The 18145-nt window shown below is 63.8% G+C and carries 12 protein-coding genes; 3 read left to right on the forward strand and 9 right to left on the reverse strand.

Annotated elements, in window-relative coordinates; genetic code table 11:
- Positions 1-98: 98 nt before the first annotated feature.
- From AC4FWB_RS06375 to tagH, 5 genes are all read right to left on the reverse strand, one after another.
- Positions 99-2627, reverse strand: coding sequence for a serine/threonine-protein kinase (locus tag AC4FWB_RS06375; RefSeq protein WP_491025015.1), 2529 nt, complete (start codon positions 2625-2627; stop codon positions 99-101).
- Positions 2628-2632: 5 nt separating this feature from the next.
- Complete coding sequence (locus tag AC4FWB_RS06380; protein ID WP_491025016.1) at positions 2633-3418, reverse strand: PP2C family protein-serine/threonine phosphatase; 786 nt, start codon at positions 3416-3418, stop codon at positions 2633-2635.
- 135 nt (positions 3419-3553) lie between these two features.
- Positions 3554-7084 carry a type VI secretion system membrane subunit TssM gene (gene tssM / locus AC4FWB_RS06385; protein ID WP_491025018.1) on the reverse strand — a complete coding sequence of 1177 codons (3531 nt, stop codon included), beginning with the start codon at positions 7082-7084 and terminating at the stop codon, positions 3554-3556.
- Positions 7085-7109: 25 nt separating this feature from the next.
- Positions 7110-8354: a type VI secretion system protein TssL, long form gene (gene tssL / locus AC4FWB_RS06390; protein ID WP_491025020.1), complete on the reverse strand. Its 1245-nt coding sequence runs from the start codon at positions 8352-8354 to the stop codon at positions 7110-7112.
- 548 nt (positions 8355-8902) lie between these two features.
- The gene (gene tagH, locus AC4FWB_RS06395; protein ID WP_491025021.1) at positions 8903-9985 is read right to left on the reverse strand and encodes a type VI secretion system-associated FHA domain protein TagH; all 1083 of its coding nucleotides are present in this window, start codon (positions 9983-9985) and stop codon (positions 8903-8905) included.
- Between the two features lie 310 nt (positions 9986-10295).
- Here tagH and AC4FWB_RS06400 point away from each other — a divergent pair, with 310 nt between their 5' ends.
- Genes AC4FWB_RS06400 through AC4FWB_RS06410 form a run of 3 tightly spaced genes read left to right on the forward strand, consistent with a single transcriptional unit; the run spans position 10296 to position 14130 of the window.
- Positions 10296-12623, forward strand: a complete 2328-nt coding sequence (locus AC4FWB_RS06400) for a type VI secretion system Vgr family protein (RefSeq protein ID WP_491025022.1) — start codon at positions 10296-10298, stop codon at positions 12621-12623.
- 8 nt (positions 12624-12631) lie between these two features.
- On the forward strand, positions 12632-13057 hold the full coding sequence (locus tag AC4FWB_RS06405) for a DUF6484 domain-containing protein (RefSeq protein WP_491025023.1): 426 nt from the start codon (positions 12632-12634) through the stop codon (positions 13055-13057).
- An 11-nt stretch (positions 13058-13068) separates the two neighbouring features.
- Positions 13069-14130 carry a HEAT repeat domain-containing protein gene (locus tag AC4FWB_RS06410; RefSeq protein WP_491025024.1) on the forward strand — a complete coding sequence of 354 codons (1062 nt, stop codon included), beginning with the start codon at positions 13069-13071 and terminating at the stop codon, positions 14128-14130.
- Between the two features lie 2 nt (positions 14131-14132).
- Here the strand turns inward: AC4FWB_RS06410 and AC4FWB_RS06415 are convergent, their stop codons facing one another.
- Genes AC4FWB_RS06415 through AC4FWB_RS06430 form a run of 4 tightly spaced genes read right to left on the reverse strand, consistent with a single transcriptional unit; the run spans position 14133 to position 18138 of the window.
- Complete coding sequence (locus AC4FWB_RS06415; protein ID WP_491025026.1) at positions 14133-14972, reverse strand: hypothetical protein; 840 nt, start codon at positions 14970-14972, stop codon at positions 14133-14135.
- A 16-nt stretch (positions 14973-14988) separates the two neighbouring features.
- Entirely contained in the window at positions 14989-16035 is a 1047-nt protein-coding gene (locus AC4FWB_RS06420; RefSeq protein ID WP_491025027.1) for a PAAR-like domain-containing protein, read from the reverse strand.
- A gap of 10 nt (positions 16036-16045) precedes the next feature.
- On the reverse strand, positions 16046-17053 hold the full coding sequence (locus AC4FWB_RS06425) for a hypothetical protein (RefSeq protein WP_491025028.1): 1008 nt from the start codon (positions 17051-17053) through the stop codon (positions 16046-16048).
- A complete protein-coding gene (locus tag AC4FWB_RS06430) occupies positions 17050-18138 on the reverse strand; it encodes a DUF2169 family type VI secretion system accessory protein (RefSeq protein ID WP_491025029.1) in 1089 nt (362 codons plus the stop codon). The genes AC4FWB_RS06425 and AC4FWB_RS06430 overlap by 4 nt, the downstream gene beginning before the upstream one ends.
- Positions 18139-18145 lie beyond the last annotated feature (7 nt).

Consider the following 18145-nt stretch of genomic DNA (forward strand, 5'->3'; position numbering starts at 1 on the left):
CTCGTGCGGTCAGGCAGGGCTGGCCAACCACGCTTCCTGCGGGGCCGTAGTTGGGACAATGAACGCGGGCGGCGGAGGAGTTCCATCGTCGTCCATGTCTATCCGCCAAGCCGGAAATACTTGGCGGTGGCGGAGAACTGGGAACCGTCGGCCTCGATCTCCTCGAGGATCTTGGGCAACAGCTCCGAGGCCGGCGTCGGCCGCGAGAACATCGCGGCCTGGATGTCCTTGGGCCCGGTGATGACCAGCATGATCTGCGGCACGGCCTTGCCGGCCGCCTTGTCGGGGCCGCCGAGGCCGATCGGGATGCTGAACGTCGCCTTGTCCGCTTGCGCGACCATGCGGTCGTCCAAGTTGAAGGCGATGCCCTTGTGGTCGATCAGCATCACGTTGGAAATCAGCCCGCCGCGCGTCGCCAGCGTGCCGCTAATCGGCGAGCCGTCCGCCACGGACGTCCGGTCGAGAACGAGTTGCGGCCTTTCAGCCCCGCTCCGGTCGAGAAAGCGCAAGAAGTTGGTCACCTCGCATTGCGGCTGGTCGATGAGACGCACGCTGATGTCCGGCTCGAGATGGAATTTCGCCTGGAAATCGTTGAGCATCTGCTCGAAGGGCTGCACCGCGGTTCCAAAGCCCTCGATCGCCGCGGCGCTGTCCGTTGCCGATGTCAGGCTGGCGTAGAAGCAATCACCGCCGTTGAAGTCGCGCACCCATGAGGCGCGCTGCGCCAGCTCGTTTGCAGGCGGCGGAACCTGCGGCTTGGGCAGGTTGATGGCGACGTCGGTATTCTGAGGTTCCTTGGCTGCAGGCGGCTGCTGCGGCAGTGGTGCCGGTTTTGTCGACGCGCTCGGCGTTGCCGGCAGGCTGGCCGGCGCTTCGGGTGCGATCGGTTGGCCGGGAGGCGACGCCTGTGCCTGGTTTTCCGTAGGCGAGGGGGTCGATGGTTTGGGCAGCTTGGACAGAGCTTCGATGATGTCCGATACCTTGGGCTTGGCCGCCGGCGGTTCTTGCGCCGGTTTCCGGCTTTCCGCGGCCTTCGGTGCGGGGGTTGGCGGTGTCTCGGCTGGCGGTTTCGCAGGCTCGGTCTCAGCGGGCTGCTGGATCGGCGGCTGATTGTTGGTGACATTCTCCGGCTGGGCCGCCGGTGGCGTTTTTTGGGCGGGCTGCTGGACCTCCGCTGCCGGCGGCTGAGGTTTCGGGGTCGGCGCGGGCGTTTCGGCAGGCTGTGCCGGCGTCTGATTGGCCGCCGCATCCGCCGGATTCTCCACGGAGGGCGCCTCGGCTTTTGTTTGTGGTGCCGTAGTCTGAACAGGCTTTGCCGGTTCATTGGCAGCGGCATTGTCGGGGTTCGGTGGCATGGGCTTCGCCAGCTCTGGCTGAGGCTTGGGCACCTCCGTCACAGGTTCTGCCGAAGGCTTCGGCGCGAGAGGCGTGAGCTTTTCGGTCACCGGCGGCTGAGGCGACATGACGCCGCTGAAATAGAGCCCGGCGCTCGCCACGATAGCCAGCGCCGCCACCGCGCCAACGGCGATGGCCGGGGTCCTCGAAGCTTTTTTCTGCACCGCAGCCGTGGCGACTCGCGGCGGAGTTGCCTGCGGCGAAGGCCGCGGCTCGGACAGAAGCGCCGGCCGTACATGCGGGACGAAGCGTGGTTCGCCGGGAACTGTCGAAGCCGGGCGGCTGGAATTCGGCAGTGCTGTCCAGCCGGCGCGCGGCAGGCCGGAGCGCTCGCGCGGCGCGAAAGATGCTGGCGGCGGCAAGGTCGCGTCGAGATCGTCGTCGCGCGTTGCCCTGGCGATCTCGGCCATGCTTGCCGGCCGTTCGCGAGGATCCGGCTGCAGCATCGCTTCGAGGATCACGCGGAAGTCGGGGTCGATATCCGACAGGTCGGGCACGGTGCGGCGCTTCTCGACGACCTCATACTGCGAGCCGCTCATGTCGAGCGGCTTTCCGCGCAGGGCTGCGGCCAGCACCAGTCCGAGGCTGTAGATGTCGGACTGCTCGCTGACCTCGCCGCCATAGAGACCGAGCTGTTCGGGCGAAACGTAATTGTATTTGCCGGCAAACTTTCCGCCGATCAGCGTCTCGCCGCCGACATTGGCCGAGCGGGCGATGCCGAAGTCGATGATCTTGGCGCGCTCGACCCGACCACCTGGCAGGATGATGTTGTCGGGGGAGAGGTCGCGGTGGACCGCGCCGGCCTGATGCACGGCGCTCAAGCCCGAGGCGAGGCGATGGCAAAGCCGCCGCACATCCGGCGTCGGCATGGGACCGCGCCGCATGATGTCGAACAGCGACTGGCCGTCCACGAACTCCATCGCCAGGTAAGGACGGCCGATCCCCGGATCGATGGTGAAGACGTGGTATCGCACCACGGCATCATGCGACAAATGGTTGAGGATCGACGCTTCCTTGCGGAACAAAGACAGGATCGTCTGGTCGCGGGCGAACTCGGGCAGCACGATCTTGATCGCGACATGGTCGCCGGTCTGGATGTTGTGGCCGCGATAGACCTCGCCCATGCCGCCGGACGCGATCCGTTCGTCGAGCTCGTAAATGCCGCTGAGCTGCGTGCCCACGCCCGCATAGGCCAGGTTCGGCGAAATCCGCGTCTTGTCGTCGTTGCTCATCTGTCTCAGCCTTCCGCCCTGGACCGATCCGCCCCGGGCCGATCCGCATGCAGCGGTCCGTTGCGCCCGTCGCCGACCTTGACCAGCACGATGGTGACATTGTCCGTTCCGCCGCGCGCCAGCACCGTCTCCAAGAGCTTCTCGCACGCCGCCTGCGGCGGCTCGGACTTGACCGCCGCCTCGATCTCCGCGTCGCTGACATGCGCGGTGAGCCCGTCGGTGCTGAGCACGAAGACATCGCCCGGCATCAATTCGCCTTGCTGGAAATCGATCTCCAGCTCGTCGCTGACGCCGACGGCATGCGTGATCACGTTGCGGCGCGGCCAGACCAGCGCTTCTTCGGCGCTGATCATGCCGCGGTCGAGAAGCTCCTGGACTTCGGTATGGTCCCTGGAAATCTGCGATATCGCGCCGCTGCGCACCAGATAGATGCGGCTGTCGCCCGCCCACAGGCCCGCGAACCGCCCGTCCATCGCCAGCAAGGCGGCGAAGGTGGAGCCGATGGTGATGCCGCGCGACCGCGAAATGTTGCGGATCTCGGCATTGGCGCGGCTCAGCCGGTCCTCGAAGCGCGCGCGAAGGTCCGGCGCCGAGCTGGCGATGCCGATCGTCGCCAGATGGTCGACAATGCTGGCGGAGGCGACTTCTCCGGCCTCATGACCGCCCATGCCGTCGGCCACCACCCAAAGGCCGGTTCGCGGCTCGACGAGGTAGTTGTCCTCGTTGTGGTCGCGCACACAACCCTTGTGGCTCACGCCGAAGCTCTCGATGGGAAGGGCGACAGTGCTCAATTTGCCACCAAGCGCTTCGCGAGCGTCCTCTGTGACGAACCATGGGCCGCGTGCCCATGCCACTTTGCCACAAGCGCATACATTAGAGTACCGAAATGAAGGCTGGCGCCGGCGATGCTCTGGAGCGCTGCCATGTCAAAACGCCTTCGGGCAGCTGAAGCCCGACAACGCCGGAAGCAGGAAGGGATTGGCCCCAGACCCGGTCTCCATCTTGTAGGCGACGTCGCGGCCGCCGATCACGAAGCGCGCTTCGGTGTTGCCGCCATCGCCGGTGACCGTCGCCTTGTCCAGCAGCCGCTTCAAGGCCCACGGCCCCTCGAATTTGAGGGCGGATTCGCGGCCCGGCATTTCCGGCGTCAGGCTGAGGCTCGCGGATCCCGAAGCGATACCATTCGGCCATGTCACCGTGCTCGGCGCGTTGCCGGCCTGCGCGCTTTGGACGGTCTGCCCGTCGACATTGAGCACCGCGCTGTCGGCTTCGCTGTTCAGGGAGGTGGGCGTGAAGGTGATCGAGACCGACGGCGCCGAACCGCCGGACGGGAAATAGGCATTGCGGATTTCCGCCGCCGACTGGAACGCTTTCAGGGTCGACTTGGCAAGGTCGCGGCCGGAGCGGGCATCCTGTTTCCAGGCCCAGTCCTGACCCGTCATGTCGATCAGCGGCGCGAGGTTCTGCGCGAAGAACCGGTCCATCAAGCCGCCCGGCGCGAACAGCTTGGCGAAATCGGCAAGAGAGATTTCCTCTGTGCTGTCGTTGGCAAAGGGATAATGGCCGTTGACGGCTTCCTCGCAGGGTCGCGTGACCGTCTCATCGAGCGTCTGGTTGAGGTTGGCCATCGAGGTTTCGGCGACATTGCCCTCGAACTCGTCCGCCGCAGCATCGACCATGCGCGCGAGCGGCTTGGGCAGGCGCGAGGCATTGGCGCGCATCGTCGAGATCTGCAGCTTCAGGTTCGCGTTGACGCGCTCGGTCTGTGCGGGAACGTCCGCCGCGAGCTTCACGCTCTGGTAGATGTCGTGGAAATTCTGCGTCAGCGCGTCGAGCGGGCGGCGTCCGCTGGAGCCGCTGACCAGCGCCTGGAACGGCCTGAACTGTGCTTCCACAGTGGCGCCGGCGTTCTGGGTCGCGGACGAGCTTGTCCCGGCGCGGCTTTGCGACTTGCCGCCGGCGATCTGCAGGCCGATGCGGGCCAGGCCCTTGGCCATGCCAGCCGCGTCCTGCTGCGCCGCGCCGGTCTCGGCCGCGGAGGCGGTATTGTCCTTCGTCAACGCCGTTTCATCGGCGATCGCGGTGAACAGCCGGTCGAGCGGCGAACCCGGCGAAGCGGCTGCGGAGAGCGCGATGTATTGCGGCTTGTCCTTCAGCATCGCCTTGAATTTCAACTGGTCGAGCGCGCCGTTCCAGGCAGAGGCGAATTCCTTGCCGTAGCGGTCGATAAGCTCGGGGCCGAGCTTGGGCAGGTCCTGGTCGATGCCGCCCTGCTCGCCGCCACCACCGAGAACCCATTGGTCGTCGACCAGCATCTGCGCGATGCGTGAGAGCTGCGGCAGGTAGAAGCCGTTGAAGCCGGCTCGGGTGTAGAGGCCGGGAACATGAAGGTCGGAAAGCTCGCTGCCATCCATACGTTCGAACAAAAGCTGCGCCTCCGAACCGGCTTTCTCGGAAACGGAAAAGTCCTCCAGCCTTGCCCCATAGACCACCGACCTGATCAACGCCGATGCGCGGTCGGCAAGACTCATGCGTCCAAGCGAGCGCTGCGCCGCCTCGACCAATGGCTGGTTCAGCTCGAAGACCGGGTCGTAGGCGTCGTCGAGCGTGAGCAAGGCGCGCAGATGCTTTTCGAGCTGCGCGCGGCCCTCGCGGTTGTTCTCGCCCGGATAGCGGTTCTCCTCCCAGTCCTGCCTCATCCAGGAGACGATCAGCTCATCGTCGACCTTCGGCGCTTTGCCGCCCAGCATCAGATAGATCTTCAACGGCTCGTAGAGCGCGATCGGATCGGCCATCTTGGCCTGGATCGTCCGCTCCGCCTGAACCAGGAGCCGCGAGCGGAAGCTTCGCTCCAGCGCCTGCCGGTAGGCCGTCTTGGACGCCGACAGAAGCCTCTCCCGCTGGTTCAATCCAAAACTCTCCTCGACCGGCTTCGATTGGCCGGCGGTTTCATATCCCGCCGGCAAGTTGCGCAACTGGTCGAGCGGACCGATGACGTTCTCGAGATCGACGTCGGTCACCGTTGCGCTCTTGAGCAGTGAATCCGCGCTGTCGCGATACTGCGCCATCGCCTGTCGCGTGGAAGCGATCAGCGACTTGTTGGCGGAGAAGCTGAGGCCGAGCACGCCGAGCGCCGCCAACGCCGCCAGCGCGATAGCGACAAGACCGCCAAATCTGGCGAGCCTGGCGCGCCGCTCCGCGGCCCTGTCGAAGGAGACCCAGCCAGCCTCCGGGAAGATCACCTTCGCCAGAAGATCATGCAGGAAGAAGCTTTTGCCGGTGCCGGAAAGATGCGCCTGGGAAGCGCTGCCGAAATTGCGGCCGATCGCCCCCAGCACCTGGTCGATCGGCGTTCCTTCCTGGGTGCCCGAGGAGAAATAGAGCCCGCGCAGGCTGACGTTGACCTGGCTGCGGGACGGGTCGAACAGGCTGGTCACGAAACGCACGATGCGGGCTCTCAGCGAGCCGAACTGCGCCGGGAAGCCGAAGATCGCGATGCGCACCACCGGGTCGGCCTCGTCCTGCAGGCGGTCGGCGATCTCGTCCGCCAACTGCCTGGCCAGCGCGTCGAACTCGGCCGGGGCCTCGCCGACCATGTTCTTGTTGCGGTCGGTGGTCTGGAACGTCGCGCCCCACACCTTGCGCCGGCGGGCTTCGTCGAAATCACCGAAATAGTCCATGAAGCCGGCTACGAGATCGGCCTTGGTGAAGAGCAGGTAGACCGGGAACTGGATCTTCAGCGTCTCGTGCAACTCGCGCAGGCGGCTTCTTATCTCGGTGACATGCGCGTCGAGCTGCTGGTCGTCGAGGCCGATGAGATCGGCGACGCTGATGGCGAGGATCACGCCGTTGATCGGCTGCCTGGCGCGGTATTTTTTCAAAAGTCCCAGGAAGGCGAGCCAGCTCACCTTGTCGCGCTCGCGGTCCGACTCCTGCGTCGTATAACGGCCGGCCGTGTCGATCAGCACGGCCTCGTCGGTGAACCACCAGTCGCACGACCGCGTGCCGCCGACGCCTGCGACTGGCTGGGCGTTGCCGGAGCCGGCGAGCGGGAACTTCAGCCCCGAATTGACCAGCGCCGTCGTCTTGCCGGCTCCCGGCGGGCCGATGATGATGTACCAGGGGATGTCATAGAGGACATTGCGCTTGCCGCTCGACTGCTTCAGCGTCGCGATGGCCTCGCCCATGCGCGCCTCAAGCACCTGGGAATCGTCGTTCCGGTCGTCGCTGCGTACGATTGCTTTCTCGAGCGCCTTTTGCGCCTTGCGGCCTTGCCAGAGGCGGATGCCGTAGAAGAGCGCGAGCAGCGCGATCGTCACGCCGATGATCGTCGCCCTCAGCCAGACCGGTCCGAGCGGACGCGTATCGGCAAAGCGGATCAGCGGCCCGGCATACCAGACGGCGGCCGAGAAACCGGCGAGCGCCAGCAGGCTGAATATCCTGAGCATCCAGCGCATCAGTGCCGCTTCCCGCCGCGCCCGCTCACAACGTCTCCTCCTTCGGGAGCATCACGTCGACGCGGCGGTTCTTGGCGCGGCCTTCCGCCGTGCCGTTGTCGGCGATCGGTTCGTCCTCGCCCTTGCCGTCGACGCTCAGCCGCGACGGGTCTTTCAACTGCTTGGCCATCATCGTTTGGACGGCTTTGGCGCGAGCGACGGAAAGATCGAAGTTGGACTTGAACTGGCTCGACTTCTTCGGCTTGACATTGTCGGTGTGGCCGATGATCCGGATTGGTCCGGGCTCGGCATCCAGAGCCGCGGCGACGTCGGCCGCGATGGGCTGGAACTGCGCCTTCAACTCTGCTTGGCCCGGCGCGAACAAAAGCTGGTTGCTGACCTCGACAACGATGAAGTTGCCCTTTGTGCCGACCGTCAGCCCGCCGCCGTCGATCTCCTTGGCCAAAGCTGCGCGGATGCGGTCGATCTGGGTGGTGGTGGGGACGGCAGGCGGCGTCGGAGCGGCTTGCGCGGGTTCGGCCGGCGCCGCAACGCTGGCCCGCTCGATGGTGACCGGCGTCGACGGGTTGAGCGCCAGCAATTCGCCGGCGGTCGCATCGCCCTCGTCGGTGATCAGCACCCGTAACCCGAAGAACGCCGCCGTCACCAGCGTCGCGGCGGCAGCCGCGACCGCCCATAGCGGCAGCCGCGCCCTTGGCTTCGACAGCGTCGCCGCCATGCCTTGCCAATGGGGCGAGATGTCGTCCCCCGCATGCGGGCTGAAGTAGCGGATCGTGTCGTAGACGTCGCGCCGGATGCGTTCGAGAGTGTCCCGTTCGCCGGCCCGCCCGCGATATTGGCCTTCGAACCCGAGCGACAGGCAGGCATGCATCAGTTCGAGCAGGTCGCCATGACCTTCCGGCCGGCCCAGGATCTTGTTCAGCGCCTCGAAGAAGCCGACGCCGCTGGGCTTGGTGTGGAAGAATTGCGCTACCAGGCTGTGCGGGCCCCAGGCGTCGTCCTTCGGCCAGGGCAGGTTGCCGACCAGATCGTCTGCCGTCTCGCAAAGCGTGAATTTCGCGATTCTACCGTCCTCCTCGGCGATACCGGCTTCGGCCAACTCCCGGTCGAACGTCTCGATCGCTTCGGCGATATGTTCCGCCAACGGCGCCGCTTGCCTCTCGACCGGCATCAGACGCAACTGGCCGAAAAGCATGAGCAGGGGCGCCGCAGCCGCGAGAATTGGATTTGCCGCGGCGTATTTCACGCCATCCGTGGCGTGGAGCAGCATTTCCTGTTGCAACGCAGGCGTTGACGCAGCAGCTGCGGCTGCCGGTGCCGAACCTTGAACGACCACGGTTCCCGACGACCAGCCGGTCGGCATCTGCCGGCCGATGCCAGGGTCGAATACCGTCGATTCCCGGGCGGCGGGTGGGCGAGGCGCAACGCTGCCCGCGGAGGAGCTTTGAGGAGCCGCAGGCGACCGTTGTTTTAGCCTTGGCGCCCGGATGACGGTCTTGTCCGCCGGCCGGGAGGGATCGTCCTTCGAGCTCATCGGCGGTCCACCGTCGAGGTGCAGCGAACATGTCGTCGGCAGGGAAAGAGAGCGGCTTCGCGCCGTTCAAGCCAAGATTTGGTGGCGGGCCGGATGGAAAGGCTCATCTCGCCGAAACATGACATTGCTGCACACGCCCCAAGCCACGCCGCTTTGCCCGCCAGGCAAGCTTCCATGCGCTATCCTAATCGCACAAGTAGCCGATTGAAATCGGAAAGCAGGATGCTCAAAGCAGCGGTTTCTTCTGTGAGACCCGTCACATAGGACTTGGCTGGCCGGGCCAGCTACTTCTGCTTGCCGGCCTTGGCGTAGGCTTCGCTGAAATAGGCCAGGAAGACGTCGAGCATGCCGTTCTCGTGCTTCTCTTCCATCGTCCGCCAGGTGGCGACCAGGGCATCCCAGGCCTGGCTTTTCTTGGATGAGAAGGAGGCCGGCGGGAGTTTCCTGGCGATCGCCTCGGGCGACAGGTCGTCGAGCAGCCTGGAGAGCGCGGTCTGCATGGCGGCGTAAGTGGCGAATTCATGCGCCTTGAGATCCCGGAAGGCGTCCTCGACGCTGTGCGCGGCGTCGAGATAGCCGGCTCGGCGTTTCGCGAACATGATCTCCAGTATGTCGTCAGTGCCGGGAACGAATTTCAGCGGGTTGTTGTTTTCGGCGCCGATCATCGTGCGGTTCGCGCTCTTGGCCAGCACCTTGGCCGCCGCGCGCGCCTTGAGCAGCAGCGACAATTGCTCGACCGTGGTTCTGAGCACGGCGCCGATCTCGGTGGCCACCTCCTGTGGATCGCGCGACTGAAGCAGGTCAGGCGACATGCCGGCCGCCTTCGCGATATCCCGCAGCAGCCTGTCGGCTTCCTCGGGCTTAGCTGCCGACGCGGCCGGGACCGGTTGCTGCAGCGCCGAGGACCTCGATACCGGCGCTGCCTGTCCGCCGCGCTGTTCCGTTGGACTGAAAAACGGTTCGTTACCGAGGTCCAGTGGCCTACCTGTCGAGGGCGGCAGCTCGCGTTGCGTCGAGCCGACCCTGTTTTGCGGATGGCCGGCGGCAATGCGCTCTTCGTCGACTGAAACCGCGATGACATAGCGGCCGATCAGCACCCGGTCGCCATGGGCCAGCCGGTGCGGACCGGCCATGCGCTGGCTGGAACCGTTGATGAAGGTGCCGTTGCGCGAGATGTCGTAGAGCCAGAAGGCGCCCGCCTGGTAGCGGACCTCGCAATGCCGGCCCGAGATGAACTTGTCCGGATCGGCGAGCGTCCAGTCGCAATTCTCGCGACCGATCTCGAAGCTGCGGTCGCGGGCGGCATAGCTCGCCGCATTGCCCGCGGGCAGCCTGTCGACATTGCTGATCTGGAGCGAGATGAACATCCGGAAGCGTCGCCGAACCTGGTCAACAAATACTTACTTTTCACGCAATTCCGGATGGAAAACCGCTACGCGCTTTTCCTGGAATTGCTCCAGCATTCTAGCAGCTTACGAGAGCGGCGGGAGAGGAGCGTTTCACACCGGCGCGTGGGCAGGGTTTAGCCATCGCTGTTATTTGGCCGCCACCAAACATGTGGTAGGCTGGGTCGGTCCGGTGCGGTGAATTTCGAAAACTTCCCGAACGTGATGCAGTTTACAGAGCGGGGGCTTCGATCCATCACACTGGCGGCCGCGTCCAGGAGGGGCACGACCCATGCCGAACGAACGTGCCACGGTGGTGCAGACGCCGGTTGGCGGCGATGTGCTGACCTTCACCCATCTCGTCGGGCGTGACGAGATCAGCCGCTGCTTCGCCTATACTGTCGGCTTCGTCTCGAAGAGCCACGATGTCGATCCGCTGAAGATGCTGGGCGGCGTCGTTTCGGTGGAAGGTGAATCCGACCCGAAACGCTGGTTCAGCGGCCTGGTCTCGGAGTTCAAGCTCACCCGCATCGAGGACCGGCTGGCCTTTTACGAGGCCGTCGTCAGGCCATGGCTCTGGTTCCTCGGCAACACCACCGATTGCCGCATCTTCCAGAACATGACGGCGGTCGAGATCGTCGAAAAGATCTTCTCGAAATACGGCATCGCGAAATTCGAAAAGCGGCTGCAAGGCTCCTATCCGTCGCGTGAATACTGCGTGCAGTATGACGAGAGCGATCTGGATTTCGTGCAGCGGCTGCTGGAACACGAGGGCATCTTCTATTTCTTCGAGCATGACGAGGGCAAGCACACGCTCGTTCTTTGCGATGCGATGAGCAAGCTGAAGGCAGCGCCTGGCTACGAGAAGGTGCTCTATAATTTCGAGGGGCAGGGCTCGCGGCGCGACGTCGAATACATCACCGAATGGATCCCGGGCAGCGCGGTACGGCCAGGCGCCTATGCCCATACCGACTATGATTTCGAAAAGCCCGGCGCCGATCTGATGGCGAAGTCCGCCCAGCCGTTCAGCCACAAGGAGGCCGCGGGTGAGAACTACCGCCAGCCCGGCGCGCATCTCGATGTCGGGCGCGGCGACACGATCGCCGGAATTCGCCGCGAGGAGCTTCAGGCGGTGCACCAGCGCAGCACAGCTGTCGGAACCGTGCGCGGGCTCTTTTCCGGCTGCAAGTTCAAGCTGGAAAGCTTTCCGCGCGACGACCAGAACCAGGACTATCTGGTGGTCAGCGCCGAATACCGCCTGTTCGATCCGGGCTATCGGACCCAGAACGAGGCTCACAGCGAAAACTTCAAGATCGTGCTCGGCGTGGCGCCCACCAAATTGCCCTACCGTCCGCCGCGCATCACGCCGCGGCCGATCATGCGCGGGCCGCAGACAGCGACCGTGGTCGGTCCTTCGGGCGAGGAGATCTTCACCGACAAATATGCCCGGGTGAAGGTGCAGTTCCACTGGGACCGTCTCGGCAAGAAGGACCAGAACTCGTCCTGTTTCGTGCGCGTGTCGCAGACCTGGGCCGGCAGCGGCTGGGGTTTCATCCAGATCCCGCGCATCGGCCAGGAGGTCATCGTCGATTTCATCGAAGGCGATCCCGATCTGCCGATCATCACCGGCCGCGTCTACAACGCCGCCGAGATGCCGCCCTACGCCCTGCCGGGCAACGCCACGCAATCGGGTTGGAAGTCTAACTCCTCGAAGGGCGGTGGCGGTTACAACGAGCTGATGTTCGAGGACAAGGCCGGCTCCGAGCTGGTCAATTTCCAGGCGCAGAAGGACCACCACCTGCTGATCAAGCACGACCGCAACAAGACGGTCCAGCACGACCAGTCCGACCGTATCGACCACGACGCCAAACACTCCGTCGGCCACAACCTCGACGAGGACGTCGGCAACAACAAGACGGTCAAGATCGGTGTCGACCAGACCACCAACATCGGCAGCAACGACACCGAGACGGTGGGCGCGAACCGCTCGCTGACGGTTATGGCCAACGAGACGATCCATGTTGTCTCGAACTCGACTGAAAACATCGACGCCAACCATTCGCAGACAGTGGGTCTCAACCAGACGGTGACGGTGGGTATCGCACGCGTGGATACGGTGGGGGCCGCCGAGGCGAGGACCGTTGGTGCCACGCAGACGAACACGATCGGGGCGACCCGATCGGTGAGCGTCGGCATCAGCCAAAGCCACGCTATCGGCGCCGGCGACTCGTGGACCATCGGTGCGGGGCAAGACATCAGCATCGGCGCCGGACAGACAGTTGCTATCGCCGCGTCGCAGGCGACGGATGTCGGCGCCTCTCGCTCCACCAACATCGCGTCCAACGATGCCACCGACATTGGTGGCGGCCATATGCTCAAAATAGCCAAGGGCAGCAAGACCGACGTCGGCGAGAGCGGTGTTATCGAGGTCGGCAAGAATTTCACGCTCGACGCCAAGGAGAGCATCACCCTGAAGACGGGCAGCGCGCAGATCGTGATGAAGAAGGATGGGACGATCATCATCGAGGGCAAGGATATTACCGTCAAGGGCTCGGGCAAGATCAACATCAAGGCCTCGAGCGACGTGATCATCAAAGGCTCGACGATCAATGAGAATTGAGGGTGGCGATGAGCAAGGTCAGGGCTAAGATTGACGGCGTCGTGATCGGTGCCTTCCTGGGGTTCGGAGAGAAGGCGCCGCTCGTCGTTTTTCCCGGCAATCCGGAAAAAACGGCGTTGCCCGCGCGCAGCCTGTGCGAGTTGTCTTCCGATATGATCGGCTGTGAGGTGGCCTTGCTGTTCCAGGAAGGTAACCCTCGCAGGCCTTTGATCGTCGGTCGGATCATCGAACCCGGCCGCGCCAAGGCGGCGCCGCAAGTTATCCGTGACGGGCAGCGTGTGCAGATCATCGCTGAGGAACGCCTGGAATTGAGATGCGGTAAGGCGACCATCCTGATGGAGGCGGACGGCCGCATCACAATTCGCGGCGCTCACATCACCAGCCATGCCAGTGGTGCCCAGCGCATTCGCGGCGGCTCGATCAACCTGAACTGATGCGGACTCCGTTGAAGGCACAGGGGCCACGGCCGGCCCGCGTCGCGGCGGAAGTGATACGCCAGCACGCGGAGCTTGCTGCCTTCCTGTGGGCGCAGCGGGACAGTTGGTCGTCTGAGGATCCGCCCGACGCCAAGGTCATCGCCGAGATCGACGAGCGACTTGAGATAAACCTGGACGCCCTGCGCATCGCCGGCGCCTCTGCGTGGCCGTTTCTGATCGCGCAACACGAGGACTTCCCGGACAAGGGTGAACTGTTCGCTTTCGCGTGGATGGCTCTGGAGCTGGCTGACAGCGAGAAAGTGGCGCAGTCAGTCGAATTCGGACGTCTGACAAGCGACGATGCCAGGGGCTTGGTTGGCGCGCTGGCATGGCACAAGCCGGCGGTCATCGGACCTTTTGTTCGCAAATGGATAGGCGACCCGGATGCCTTCCTGCGCTTCCTCGGCATTTCGGCATGCATCGAGCACACAGTCGACCCAGGTGCCGCTTTGGCCAGGCTGGGTAAGGATCACGATTTCAGGGTGCGCGCCGCGGCCCTGCGTCTTGCCGGTCAACTGCGACGCTTCGATCTGGCGCGCGATGTCCATGCCGCGCTTGATCACGAGGATGAGCGCGTCCGGCTTTGGGCCTCATGGGCGCTCGTCGAATTGGGGTCGGGAGACCTCACGCGGCAGGAACTCAGGAAGATCGCGACCGCCGCCGGCCCGGATGCCATGATTGCGATGCGCGCATTGGCAAAGGCGGGACCGGACAAGGACGTTCGCGCCTGGATGGGAGGCCTGATGAAGGCGCAACGGACAGCGCCGCTTGCTGTCCGCGGCATCGGCATGCTGGGTGACAGGTCCGTTTTGGCCTGGCTCATCGAGCGCATGCGCGAGCCCTATGTGGCTGTCGCGGCATGCGCGGCTTTTCTGGAGCTTTTTCCGGAAGCGCGGGAGGAGACGAAGCTGTTTACGGTCGATCCGACGGATTTGGGACCGGCGTTTGCAGAGTTTTTCGATGACGAGGTCGTGGGCGTCGCTGTCCCGGATCGGGTAGAATCCTGGCGGGCTCAAAACCGCGTGGCGTGATCCTAGGGTAGGATCGGATGGCTAAAGAAGTAGCGCTGCCCGGGTTGATACTTTCCTCGTGGGTTGCCGTCGAAGAACTCCTCGAGAATGGCCATGATGGATAGACGGTCAGGACGCCCCAATTCATTAAAGAACGAAGAACAATTCACGCCCGTATTCGCTTCGAATATCAGCCTGCCACGATAAAATCGCTCGCTCTGCAAATTTCCGTTCTCTGCCTGCGCCAATAGCCGCGTTGCGAGTCTTACGACATCGAACGTCTCGCTTTCGAATACCTTAGTCCCTTGAACCGAATGGGAGAGCGCGTCTCGCAGGGGCGCAGCAAGATTCACGATGCGCTGATGCTCGATTTCGGCGCCGCCGCCGCCGAAGATCTCCTTGTTTGCGGCTTCCAGCAAATAGGAAAGCTCACGCAGCGTCTGATCCCCATCCTCCTCGGGGTCTGTGCAGCGCCCGTATATCATTAGCAGCGGGTCGACCGCGCGCAGGTCGCAGGACAGCCCGAGCAACAGCGACATATTGTACCGAACCCACGGTGTGTCGATGCGTTCCTGAAAGACACTCAGCGCTTTCTGCACATCTTCCCACCTGCCAGCAGACGCGATGATGTTGACGCCCGCCGACCAGATCAAGCTTTCAGTATTGCGCATGAGAATTGGAGCGACGTGGTGCGTCTTGGAGAAATCGCCCTGTCGGCAGAGCAGATTTATGGCATAAATCTGCTGCCAGTCGGAACCCTGCACGATCGGCTTGACGTCAGTCAGCTCGTTGTTTTCTTCAATGAAGAATCCCAGAGCCAGCGGCCGGAACGGCTGATCGGAAGCGAAACTCTCTTGTGTCAAACGCCAATCCTCGCTCTCAGACCAGACTGTTGGTTCCGACCTCAAGATCGCTCTGCAGATCCTCGATCTCTTGGCATTCGGGGCCACCCATCATGTTTTCCGGGACCACATTGTTCGGGTCGTTGCATCCGCCAGCCTGTTTCGGTGTAATATGATTTCGCGACGTGCCGGCCACCGCTGGAGTTCCGGTTTTCGCTGACCAAACTGCATCGATGCGCATCTTCTTGGTATGTCCAAAATCCTTTGCGCACAGCCCTGATGTCGTCAGAACATCGCCAGGATTGTCCGGGTCTGGATGTCGTTTACCTGGCGGTATCTCGAAATGGATGGCGCAACCACTCGTCTCACTAGGATGGACGTTGTTGCAGCCAGCCCCTCCGGCGCGACTGTTCGCGCGTGCCGCGCTTTTCGCCATCACGAAATCCTTGAATTTCGCCTCCATGTTGGTCTTGTTTGCGCCTGCCGGCAGCCGATCGACGCGTGATTGCCAGAATTCCGTTGATGTGACTGCCTTGTAAGGCTTCTTGGGCGTTTCAGTGCTGTCCGGATCGCGCTGCCACTCATGCAACGCATCGCCGCAGCAAGGGCAAACACCGATGTCGATGGCATATTGCGAATCGGCGAGGTTCTGCATTTCCAACGATACAAGCGGTGCGGTCGTGGTCGCCGCGGAAGCATGATTGCTCGTCGTGATATCGAAATGCCGGCAGACATTCTTGCTTTCGAACTTCACGTCCATGCACCAGGCCTGGAAGAAGGTCTTACCGGTGATCTGACGCGTCACAACGTTTGCGCCAAAGGTGCGTGTCGCTGCCTCGTCGCCCAGCACCGGCTCCTTGTAGTAAGACTTCTGGGCCAGTGCCGCCCCCTTGCCACCGATCTTCACCGTGGTTGAGGCAGACTTCAGATTGTTCGAGAACGACGTATCCGGGTAAGGGATCGGAATCGGGCCGGCCGGCGGCGACGGTGGCGACATGCACACGTCCGGAAACCGTGCGATGGACTTGTTCATACCGTTCTCGGCGGCAATTTCCCACATTCCGGCGAAGACGTTCTTGGTCATCTCGCCCTCCTCAAGCAGAGACTATCGCAGCGGCGCGCCCGCCGAAGGCCATTGAGCTGCCATGCAGCGCAGCTAACGCGCCAGGGGCGTAGTTACGGCTGAAAGCCTGCTCCGCCCATGCAAGCTGGATCAGCCCTGCGGCCGCCCCGGTGTCGCCGATGCAGTCGGCGGCGTGCCACACCGGTTGTTCCGGCCGCGACTGGCGCATGTTGCGCATCTGCGCGATGACGAGTTCCTCGAAGGCATAGGATTCACCCGCCACGTCACTGAGGCGGAAGGCCACCTCGTGCATTTCGGTGCGCGCTGAGGCGAGCGCTGCCTTCAAGGCTCCTGCCAGTCCGTTGGCACGGAAAGGCTCCTCGCTGATCGCCGTCGCCGTCTCCTCGCCAAGCCCCAGGCCGCGTATCGCGACATGGCGCGGCGTCAGCGGACGGTGGCTGACGACCGCCAGGCATGCGGCCTCGCCGGGGATCAGCCCGTCCGTCGTCACGCCCGTCTTCAGCCGCATATGGCGGTCGAGCCAGGCCAGCGTGCGTGCGTCGATGAGGCTGTCGATCGCGAGGACAAGGCATGCCGGAGCGCCTTCGTCGAGCATCTTGCGCGCCTGCTTCAGCGCCGCGAAGGCGGCAGGCTGACCGGCCGCGATATGCGCCGTGCGCCGCTCGTTTACCGCGGAGCCATCGGGAAAACATAGGTCCGCGAACATGCCGTTCAGCCGCGCGCCTGGCGTTTCCTTCTCGCGGGTGCAAAGGATCAGCGGCATCTGCGCCCAGGGCAGCGCCGCTCCGATGTCGGGTTCGATGTGTTCCAGCACCAGACGCGCTAGCATGCGCAGCCGCTCACGCCCGCGTCTGGATGGCGCGATGGCGTCGACGCGCGCACCGCGGATCGGTACCGCCATGCGGTCGCGATAGTCGAGTTCCTCGAACGCCGCGATGCCGGCCCGCAGCGCCGCGCAGGTAGCGGCGGCGCTGTAGCCGACCGGCGACACGAGGCTGACGCAGCTGACGACCGTCATCGGCGTCGGCCTCGCAGCTTGGAGAGCGCAGCGACCGCCTCGCCAAGGCCGGCATAGTGCGGCTTGACCGCAGGCTCTTTGGGCGGCGGCCCCACCTGGACCTGCTGCAGCCGTACGAATTTGCGCGGCAGCTTCGTGCTGGCCCGTCCCACCAGAACGATCCTGCCTTCATGCGGCACGATGGTCAGCGTGTCCGGTGTCGCCACTTTATGCTCGGTCCTATCGTCGTACATGAAGCGCACCGGCACCGACATCGACGGCAGCCTGACCTTGAAGATGCCGCGTTCATTCATGCCGGCGCAGCCGAACGTCATGCCTTCGGAGAGCTTGTCGAGCCACTGGTCTTCCGGCGCCGCCTGAAAATAGCGGTCATCGAAATCCTGCGGCAGGAAGGGCAGCACGTTCTCCATCCAGTGCTTGTCGTAGGTGCCGGCATAGCGAGCGCGTTCCTTCGCGAAGCGCGGTACAGGGCCGAAGCCGACGGGATGCGGCCGGTCGTTCCAAATGCGCATTCGTGAATCAGGATGCTCGACACAAGGCAGTAAAGTTCCATCAATATTGCCCTGGCCGGCAAGGTAGCCGCTGCCGATCGGGTTGATGGCGTCGCTGCGATGCTTCGCTGGGTCGGGATCCGTGCGATCGGTGCCGCCGAAGGCAAGGTGCCATGCCAGCGGCATCGAGACAAAGGGCGTCGGCCGCGAAGCCTGGATGCCCAGCCCGCCCCTGAACCAGCGCCTCTGGCCGGTCACCACCGCGCGCTTGTCCAGTCCCGGGCCGACCAGACGCACCTCGATTTCTTCCGCTTGCCTCCCTTTCGGCGCGACCGCCATCGCATCGAGCAGGACCTCGCATTTGGGCTTGATGGGGGCAAAATCGGTCTCGACGCGAATGGAAGTGAGTTCCGGATCGCCGTAATGGGTATCGGCGTAGACGAAAGGCGACTGCATCTTGCTTGGTGTGCAGTTGCCTTGCTCGTCGACGTCGTATGTCGCTCGCACGACGAGAACGCAGAACTTCGCGCAATGCTTGTCCTGATAGGGAAAAGTCTCCGCGAGAAATGGCGTCGTGTTCCGGCTGACGAACATCAGACTT

Source organism: Mesorhizobium sp. LEGMi-168a, from assembly GCF_058312955.1.

Excerpts from the sequence above, each read along its gene's own strand:
- tssL (WP_491025020.1), bottom strand. The coding sequence starts at position 8,354 with ATGCTGCTCCACGCCACGGATGGCGTGAAATACGCCGCGGCAAATCCA.
- tagH (WP_491025021.1), bottom strand. The coding sequence starts at position 9,985 with ATGTTCATCTCGCTCCAGATCAGCAATGTCGACAGGCTGCCCGCGGGC.
- AC4FWB_RS06425 (WP_491025028.1), bottom strand. The coding sequence starts at position 17,053 with ATGACGGTCGTCAGCTGCGTCAGCCTCGTGTCGCCGGTCGGCTACAGC.
- AC4FWB_RS06430 (WP_491025029.1), bottom strand. The coding sequence starts at position 18,138 with ATGTTCGTCAGCCGGAACACGACGCCATTTCTCGCGGAGACTTTTCCC.
- tssM (WP_491025018.1), bottom strand. The coding sequence starts at position 7,084 with ATGCGCTGGATGCTCAGGATATTCAGCCTGCTGGCGCTCGCCGGTTTC.
- AC4FWB_RS06375 (WP_491025015.1), bottom strand. The coding sequence starts at position 2,627 with ATGAGCAACGACGACAAGACGCGGATTTCGCCGAACCTGGCCTATGCG.
- AC4FWB_RS06400 (WP_491025022.1), top strand. The coding sequence starts at position 10,296 with ATGCCGAACGAACGTGCCACGGTGGTGCAGACGCCGGTTGGCGGCGAT.
- AC4FWB_RS06420 (WP_491025027.1), bottom strand. The coding sequence starts at position 16,035 with ATGACCAAGAACGTCTTCGCCGGAATGTGGGAAATTGCCGCCGAGAAC.
- AC4FWB_RS06405 (WP_491025023.1), top strand. The coding sequence starts at position 12,632 with ATGAGCAAGGTCAGGGCTAAGATTGACGGCGTCGTGATCGGTGCCTTC.